Genomic DNA, 7862 nt, shown 5'->3' with positions numbered 1-7862 from the left:
ATATTAATATATGTTGACAACTTTGAAAAACTTAAACAATTTTTAAATTGTTATTGTATTTCATTTCCTGAAGAATTGTTTTGACTGTTTCAAAATCGTTAGGATGGATTTTAAGTTTGATTCCGCCAAGAGCGGTTGAATAGAAAGGAGCAATGGAAGACATGATTTCGTTTTCAAAAAAATACTGAAGACCTTCATGATCTAAACGATGTTTTAGAATTTCGATTTCATGAATGTAATCAAAAGTAGCAATGGTAATAAAAGTTTCCATATCCTAATTTTTTTAAAAAGTTGAAACGATTGCTAATGCATTATATTTTATTTAAAACTGATTCTTTTTCTACATAACTGCTTACTATTTCGTAATTTTCGACTTTTAAGAAAAGAAGTATGGGAAAAAGATTAAGAAAGCCTGCTAAAAAAGAGAAAAGCTTCTCTGATAAAATTATAAAAATATTATCTAATAGTGCTAATAAAGCTTTTAATTATAAGCAAATAGCCGAAAGATTAGAACTTGATGATACACAAAGCAGAAATCAAATTATAAAAGATTTAAAGATTCTTGCTGCCGAAAAGAAAATTACAGAATCAGAACCTGGAAAATATTTAATCAAAGCCGTAAGTCAGGATTATTACGAAGGAACTATTGATATGACCAGTCGTAAAACGGCTTATTTTATTTGTGACGAATTTGAGGAAGATATTTTTATTCCAACAAATAATTTGAATCGAGCTTTAGATAAAGACAAAGTAAGCGTTTATGTTTACAATCGAAGAAAGGGCAGGAGAGCTGAAGGAGAAGTAATTAAGGTTTTAGAAAGACATAAAACAGACTTTGTAGGAGTTATTGATATTCAAAAAAACTTTGCTTTTGTATCGACTGCTAATCCTAAAATGTACACTGATATTTTTATTCCAAAAGAAAATTTAGGAGAAGCTCAAAATGGAGATGTGGTTTTAGTTCATATCGAAGACTGGCCTAAAAGAGCTGATAGTCCTTTTGGAAAAGTGGTAAAAGTTTTAGGAAGACCTGGAGAACATGATACTGAAATTCATGCTATTCTTGCCGAATATGGTTTGCCTTCTGAATTTCCTATTGAAGTAGAAACTTATGCTCAAAAGATTGATACTTCGATAACAGAAGCTGAAATTGTTAAGCGTCGCGATATGCGTGATACCTTGACTTTTACCATTGATCCAAAAGATGCAAAGGATTTTGATGATGCACTTTCTTTCAAAAAACTAGAAAATGGAAATTACGAAATAGGTATTCATATTGCCGATGTTTCGCATTATTTAGAAGAAGGAACTATCCTGGATGATGAAGCGTATCAACGTGCAACTTCGGTTTATTTGGTAGATAGAGTAGTTCCAATGTTACCCGAAGTTTTATCTAATTTTGCGTGTTCATTGCGTCCTCAGGAAGAGAAATATACTTTTTCGGCAGTATTTGAAATTACTGAAAAATGCCAAGTGGTAAATCAATGGTTTGGTCGAACAGTAATTTATTCTGATCAACGATTTGCTTACGAAGAAGCACAATACATCATAGAAACGAAAGATGATACCATTCCGGCTGAAATTTCGTTAACTGGTGCTTCGTATCAAGTTTCGGAAGAAATTGTCTCAGCAACGCTTAAATTAGACGAATTAGCTAAAATTTTCCGTAAAAAGAGAATGAATGATGGAGCGATTTCATTTGATAAAGTGGAAGTGAAATTTAATTTGGATGCCGAAGGAGAACCTGAAGGTGTTTATTTTAAAATTGCTAAAGATGCTAATCATCTGATTGAAGAATTCATGCTTTTAGCCAATAAAAAAGTAGCAGAATACATTGGTAAACAAAAGAAAACTTTCGTTTACAGGATTCACGACGAACCAAATGAAGATAAATTAATAGCCATGCAAAACGTAATTGCAAAATTTGGTTATAAAATTGATTTTAGAAATCCGGGTGATATTTCCAAATCGTTGAATAAATTAATGGAAGATGTAAGTGGTAAAAAAGAGCAGAATCTTATTGATACACTGGCAATTCGCTCGATGAGTAAGGCTAAATATTCTACAGATAATATTGGTCATTACGGATTAGCATTCGAATATTATTCCCATTTTACATCGCCTATTCGTCGTTATCCTGACGTTATGGTACACCGTTTGTTACAGTATTATTTAGACGGAGGAAAATCGGCAGATGAAGAATTGTATGAAACTAAGTGTTTGCATTGTTCAAACATGGAAGGTTTGGCTACCAATGCCGAAAGAGATTCGATCAAATACATGCAGGTAAAATACATGCAAGATCATCAGGATCAGGAGTTTTTAGGTGTTATTTCGGGTGTGACTGAATGGGGAATTTATGTTGAAATTGTCGAAAATAAATGCGAAGGAATGATCAGAATTAGAGATATAAAAGAGGATTATTATACTTTCGATGAAAAACAATATGCTTTAGTTGGAGCAACTTCTCATAAATTATTACAATTAGGAGACGAAATTTACGTTAAAGTAAAAAATGCCGATTTGGTTAAAAAACAATTGGATTTTAATTTTTTAAGAAGAGCAGAATAAAAACAAATTAATGAAAATGAAAATGAGAAAAATATTTTTAGTAGCAATAGCAATTATATCACAGGCAACTTTTGCTCAGGTAACAAAAACTTTAGGTGATTTTAGCACTTTAAAAGTTTATGATAAACTGACTGTTAAGTTAATAGCAGCAAATGAAAACAAAGTTGTCATCAGTGGTAACAGAGAAAAAGAAGTTGAAGTTGTTAATAACAATGGAGAATTGAAATTAAGAATGCCATTTCCTAAATTACTATCAGGAGATGATATTTCGATTAAATTATATTATAAAAACATTGATGATATTAGTGCTAATGAAGGTTCTTCGATAAGTGGTGAAACTGTTTTTAAACAAACTATTTTTAATTTGAATGCCAAAGAAGGAGCAAAAATTAATATAAAAGTCGATTCTCAAAAAGTAAATGTAAAAGCAGTTACCGGAGGAATTATCGAATTGAGCGGTGGAGCTATCAACCAGGATGTGGTAATTATGTCTGGAGGAATTTTAAGATCTAAAGGATTACAAACTTCGCAAACTACTGTAAGTGTGTCTGCTGGAGGAAATGCAGAAATCAATGCAAGTACATTAGTCGATGCAAAAGTAAAAGCCGGAGGAACAATTTCTATTTATGGAAAACCAAAACAAATTAATCAACAAACAATTTTAGGAGGAAAAATCGAAGAAAAAGAATAAAAAAAATGTATTTTTATTCTCGAATAAATTCTAAAATTAATGATTAACGATATTTTATCAGGTATTCCCTGGGGAATTTTCCTGAGTTTTATGATTGGCCCTGTCTTTTTTATTTTACTGGAAACCAGTATTATAAAAGGATTCAGGGCCGCTCTTGTTTTTGATTTAGGAGTAGTCACAGGTGATATTATTTTTATTGCCATTGCTTATTTAGGCAGTTTTAGATTAATTCAAAACTTAAAAGATAAACCATCACTTTTCATTTTTGGAGGAATTTTAATGTTGGCTTATGGAGTGATTTCGCTATTAAGTTTACATAAAGAAAAACGAGTAAATACTAGAAAAATAGATAACGAAATTATCAAGAAAAACTATTTTGGTTTATTTTTAAAAGGGCTTTTTTTGAACACAATTAATATTGGTGTCTTAGGATTTTGGTTGGCAGTAATTATTTCTGTTGGACCAAAATTAGATATGCAAACTTCAAGAATGATGACTTTTTTTGCCACCGTTATTATTAGTTATTTATTAGTTGATTGTGTTAAAATACTATTAGCTAAACAATTAAAATCAAAAATGACACCTTCTAATATTTTTAAAATTAAAAAAGGAATTAGTATCGTTTTAATGATTTTTGGAATTGTGTTAATCACTCAAGGTTGGTTTCCGGAAGAAAAAGAAATGGTTAAAAAAGCTTTCGAAAGAATAGAAAAGTAAGTATAAAATTGATAGTTAAACCGCATTATTGAGAGCGGTTTTTTTATTGATTTAATTTTATAATTATGAAAAATGATAATAGATTTTGTTTCTTTATTTTAGTTATCAGTTTATTATTTCTTAGTTGTGAGAAAACTGATAAATTTGAAAATCAATGGTATTCATTAGATAGTAATTTAAAGATTAACAAAGATAGAACCTTTGAATTTGAACGTTTTAATTCTATTTCCTCTTCAATTTCAAAAGGGGAATGGAAAATTATTAATGATACTTTAGTTTTAAACAGTTTTGAAAATAAAGGATGTTATTTTTATGAAAATTATGTACTTGAACCATTAAATAAAATTATAAATAAGAATAAAAATTGTCAACCAAATCAAGGTTATGTAAATTTTAAAAATGAAAAATTTTATATAAAAGATTCGATTTTAATTTATAAATCACAAAAGAATATTGATGAATCTATTTTGAGAAATTCTTATAGTTTTAGTAGAAAAAATAGATATAGAAAACTTTAGATTATTTTAAATTTGGTCCAGATTAGAACCTAAGTTTACTTAATTTTATTTAAAAATTAGATATAAAAAAAGAGACACATTTCTGTATCTCTTTTTGAGGCATCGTCCGGATTCGAACCGGAGTAGGAGCTTTTGCAGAGCCCAGCCTAGCCGCTCGGCCACGACGCCATTGTTTTAATGGACTGCAAAAGTAACTAAAAAGTTTAAAATTTAAAAACTTTAGTATAAAACTTTTTGATTTTAATTTCTGCTTTCTTCAAGAATAAGTGTAACTGATTCAACATCACCACCAATAGGAGGATTAATTTTAGCAACTTCAACAATAGTTTTCATTACCATAGGAATTTCGGCTAAAACTCTTGTATTAATTCTTTTGGCAACATGTTCTAATAATTTAGAACGAATAGCCATTTCTTCAACAACAATTCGGTTTAAATGTACATAATCTACTGTATCTGCTAATTCATCTGACTGGGTTGATTGCTGTAAATTAGCTTTAATTTCTAAGTTAACAGTATATTCAGAACCTATTTTTGATTCTTCAACTAAACATCCGTGGTAAGAAAAAGTGCGGATGTTTTTTAATTTAATAGTTTCCATTTTATAATTTTATTCTTGTAGTGTTTGGATCTTGGTGATTGCAAGTCAGTGCATGAATGAAAACTTTTTTATCGTTTTCATCTACTGAAATATGTAATTTATAAGGGAATTTTTTAAGAGGTAAGGTTCTAATGATATTGTATTTAACTTCGAAAAAAGGAATTGATTTTAGTATTTTTAAGTTTTTTTGATAATCACTAACAAATTTTTTACCCAATCCTTTTTGAATATTTTCATAATAAAATACAGCTTCGTCTATTTCTATTTCTGCTCGTTTTAAGATTACAACTTTAAAAGCCATATTTCTCTTTTAAAGATTTTAAAGCTTCGTCAGCATCAGTATAATCTTCTGGCTTAGCATTTTTCATTCGTTCTAAAACCATTTCTTGTTGCCACAACGGAATTTCATTCTCAATGTTTTCATCTATAGAAACATCAGGAATATGTTTAAAGAAACTAACAAAAGTTTCGTAAAAATCGTCTGGAATTGTAACAGTTAATTGTCTCATAACTTTCAATATTTATACAAAAATACTAATAAATATAATTCAAAGTCTATTATCCTTAAGTCTATTAACTATCATCTATTTTTTTACCTTTGTGCTTCAACAAAGAAAATTATGTCAACTGAAGAAAAATCACTGCATTTTATAGAACAAATTATTGAAGAAAATTTATCAAATGGTTTTCCTCAGGATAAACTAAGATTTCGTTTTCCGCCTGAACCTAATGGATATTTGCATATTGGACATGCTAAATCAATTTGCTTGAATTTTGGTTTAGGATTAAAATACAATGCTCCTGTAAATTTACGTTTTGACGATACCAATCCTGCTAAAGAAGAACAGGAATATGTAGATGCCATAAAAGAAGATTTGCAATGGTTAGGATTTCAATGGGATAAGGAATTGTATGCTTCTGATTATTTTCAGCAATTGTATGATTGGGCTATTCTTTTGATTAAAAATGGAAAAGCTTATGTAGATAGTCAATCATCTGAAGCTATGGCCGAACAAAAAGGAACGCCAAGTCAAGCAGGAGTGGATAGTCCTTATAGAAATCGTTCTGTTGAAGAAAATTTAGCTTTATTCGAAAGAATGAAAAACGGCGAATTTGAAGAAGGAACTCATATTCTTAGAGCTAAAATTGACATGGCATCTTCAAATATGTTAATGCGTGATCCTATTATGTATCGTGTTTTACACAAAGAACATCATAGAACAGGAAATGACTGGTGTATTTATCCAATGTATGATTATACACATGGGGAAAGTGATTATTTAGAGCAGGTTTCTCATTCTATTTGTACTTTGGAATTTGATATGCATCGTGAGTTATATAATTGGTTTTTAGATCAAATTTATGATGAAACTAAGGTAAAACCACATCAATATGAATTTGCCCGTTTGAACTTGAATTATACCGTAATGAGTAAGCGAAAGCTGTTACAATTAGTTCAGGAAAACATTGTAAATGGTTGGGATGATCCTAGAATGCCTACTATTTCAGGTTTGCGACGAAGAGGATATACCTCGGCTGCAATTCGTAAATTCTGTGAAAACATAGGTGTTGCTAAGCGTGAAAATATTATTGATTATTCATTATTAGAATTCTGTTTACGTGATGATTTAAACAAAACAGCACCTCGTGTTATGGCTGTTTTAGATCCTGTAAAAGTGGTAATTACTAATTATCCTGAAGAAAAAGAAGAACTTTTAGATGCCGAAAACAATCAGGAAGATGAAAATGCAGGTTTTAGAAAAGTACCTTTTTCGAAAGAATTATATATAGAAAGAGAAGACTTTTTAGAAGTAGCTCCTGCTAAATTTTTCCGTTTAAGTATTGGAAACGAAGTTCGTCTTAAAAATGCCTATATTATTAAAGGAGAAAGTGTTGTAAAAGATGAAAATGGAAATATTACCGAAATTCATGTAACTTATGATACTGATTCTTTAAGCGGAAGCGGGACAGAAGCTTCTAAACGAAAAGTAGCAGGAACTTTGCATTGGGTTTCTATTAAACATGCAGTAGAAGCAGAGGTTCGTCTGTACGATCGTTTGTTTACAGATGAAGCTCCTGATAGTCATAAAGAGAAAAATTTCCTTGAATTTATTAATCAAAATTCGTTAGAAATTGTAAAAGGATATGTTGAACCTAGTTTAGCATCAGCTGTAGCTGGAGATAAATTTCAGTTTCAACGTTTGGGTTATTTTAATGTTGATAAAGATGCAACTGGTTCAAAATTAGTATTTAATAAGACAGTTGGATTAAAAGATGCCTGGGAAGAAAAAGGAAAAAAAGACAGCAATAGTATTAATAATTCTTTAAAAGACATCAACAAATATTTTAAAGTTGAAACCCGTGAAGAACGTATAGCTATTAGAAAAGCAATAGGGGAGACTTTAGCCGGAATTTCTAATTATAGTTTATTACAAAATTCATTAAAGAAGAATATTAATAATAATAAAAGTTCTTTATTGTTTGCCAATTTGATTTTGAAATATGCTCCGTTAAAATCTTCAGAGTATGATGTTGAAGATTTAACTAAATTATATTTGATGTCGCTTAGAAGCGAATCTACTTTTGTTCGTTCAAGAGCGATTTTAAATTTATTGAATTTAGAATACGATTTTGATTTTGTAAATTCATTTAAAGAGGAAATTTTAAAACTAGAAGCTAATCCTCCTAAAAGTTCTACCGAAAGAGAAAAGGAATTTATAGAACAAATTATAAATAAATTATAAATAAATTATAACTATCAAAAG

Annotated in this window: 9 protein-coding genes and 1 tRNA gene; 5 read left to right on the top strand and 5 right to left on the bottom strand. The window is 29.6% G+C overall.

Annotated features, from left to right (window positions below; genetic code table 11):
• Positions 1-31 precede the first annotated feature (31 nt).
• Positions 32-271, bottom strand: a complete 240-nt coding sequence (locus FEM21_RS15705) for a DUF2007 domain-containing protein (RefSeq protein ID WP_035662572.1) — start codon at positions 269-271, stop codon at positions 32-34.
• Positions 272-390: 119 nt separating this feature from the next.
• On the opposite strand from FEM21_RS15705, the gene rnr reads away from it, so the two are divergent.
• The 4 genes from rnr (at position 391) to FEM21_RS15685 (ending at position 4497) form a co-directional block, all read left to right on the top strand.
• The gene (gene rnr, locus FEM21_RS15700; RefSeq protein ID WP_035662569.1) at positions 391-2571 is read left to right on the top strand and encodes a ribonuclease R; all 2181 of its coding nucleotides are present in this window, start codon (positions 391-393) and stop codon (positions 2569-2571) included.
• 22 nt (positions 2572-2593) lie between these two features.
• On the top strand, positions 2594-3262 hold the full coding sequence (locus FEM21_RS15695; RefSeq protein WP_035662574.1) for a head GIN domain-containing protein: 669 nt from the start codon (positions 2594-2596) through the stop codon (positions 3260-3262).
• 39 nt (positions 3263-3301) lie between these two features.
• Positions 3302-3979: a LysE family translocator gene (locus FEM21_RS15690; protein ID WP_035662566.1), complete on the top strand. Its 678-nt coding sequence runs from the start codon at positions 3302-3304 to the stop codon at positions 3977-3979.
• 65 nt (positions 3980-4044) lie between these two features.
• A complete protein-coding gene (locus FEM21_RS15685) occupies positions 4045-4497 on the top strand; it encodes a hypothetical protein (protein ID WP_035662562.1) in 453 nt (150 codons plus the stop codon).
• A gap of 97 nt (positions 4498-4594) precedes the next feature.
• On the opposite strand, the gene FEM21_RS16525 is transcribed toward FEM21_RS15685, so the two are convergent.
• The 4 genes from FEM21_RS16525 to FEM21_RS15670 form a co-directional block, all read right to left on the bottom strand.
• Positions 4595-4665, bottom strand: a tRNA-Cys gene (locus FEM21_RS16525).
• 72 nt (positions 4666-4737) lie between these two features.
• Complete coding sequence (folB, locus tag FEM21_RS15680) at positions 4738-5097, bottom strand: dihydroneopterin aldolase (protein WP_035662558.1); 360 nt, start codon at positions 5095-5097, stop codon at positions 4738-4740.
• A gap of 1 nt (position 5098) precedes the next feature.
• Complete coding sequence (locus tag FEM21_RS15675; RefSeq protein ID WP_035662555.1) at positions 5099-5398, bottom strand: hypothetical protein; 300 nt, start codon at positions 5396-5398, stop codon at positions 5099-5101.
• Entirely contained in the window at positions 5388-5606 is a 219-nt protein-coding gene (locus FEM21_RS15670; RefSeq protein WP_035662552.1) for a hypothetical protein, read from the bottom strand. Before FEM21_RS15670 ends, FEM21_RS15675 begins: the two co-directional genes overlap by 11 nt.
• 111 nt (positions 5607-5717) lie before the next feature.
• Here FEM21_RS15670 and FEM21_RS15665 point away from each other — a divergent pair, with 111 nt between their 5' ends.
• Positions 5718-7841, top strand: coding sequence for a glutamine--tRNA ligase/YqeY domain fusion protein (locus FEM21_RS15665; RefSeq protein WP_035662547.1), 2124 nt, complete (start codon positions 5718-5720; stop codon positions 7839-7841).
• Positions 7842-7862 lie beyond the last annotated feature (21 nt).

This window comes from Flavobacterium seoulense (assembly GCF_000695795.1).
GTDB classification, from domain to species: domain Bacteria; phylum Bacteroidota; class Bacteroidia; order Flavobacteriales; family Flavobacteriaceae; genus Flavobacterium; species Flavobacterium seoulense.
The sequence above is the reverse complement of the archived record's forward strand: the minus strand, read 5'-3'. Positions and strand labels throughout refer to the sequence as shown.

What these genes read in the sequence shown, in the direction of transcription:
- FEM21_RS15670 (WP_035662552.1), bottom strand. Translation starts at nt 5,606, where the DNA reads ATGAGACAATTAACTGTTACAATTCCAGACGATTTTTACGAAACTTTT.
- rnr (WP_035662569.1), top strand. Translation starts at nt 391, where the DNA reads ATGGGAAAAAGATTAAGAAAGCCTGCTAAAAAAGAGAAAAGCTTCTCT.
- FEM21_RS15665 (WP_035662547.1), top strand. Translation starts at nt 5,718, where the DNA reads ATGTCAACTGAAGAAAAATCACTGCATTTTATAGAACAAATTATTGAA.
- FEM21_RS15690 (WP_035662566.1), top strand. Translation starts at nt 3,302, where the DNA reads ATGATTAACGATATTTTATCAGGTATTCCCTGGGGAATTTTCCTGAGT.
- FEM21_RS15705 (WP_035662572.1), bottom strand. Translation starts at nt 271, where the DNA reads ATGGAAACTTTTATTACCATTGCTACTTTTGATTACATTCATGAAATC.
- folB (WP_035662558.1), bottom strand. Translation starts at nt 5,097, where the DNA reads ATGGAAACTATTAAATTAAAAAACATCCGCACTTTTTCTTACCACGGA.
- FEM21_RS15685 (WP_035662562.1), top strand. Translation starts at nt 4,045, where the DNA reads ATGAAAAATGATAATAGATTTTGTTTCTTTATTTTAGTTATCAGTTTA.
- FEM21_RS15695 (WP_035662574.1), top strand. Translation starts at nt 2,594, where the DNA reads ATGAGAAAAATATTTTTAGTAGCAATAGCAATTATATCACAGGCAACT.
- FEM21_RS15675 (WP_035662555.1), bottom strand. Translation starts at nt 5,398, where the DNA reads ATGGCTTTTAAAGTTGTAATCTTAAAACGAGCAGAAATAGAAATAGAC.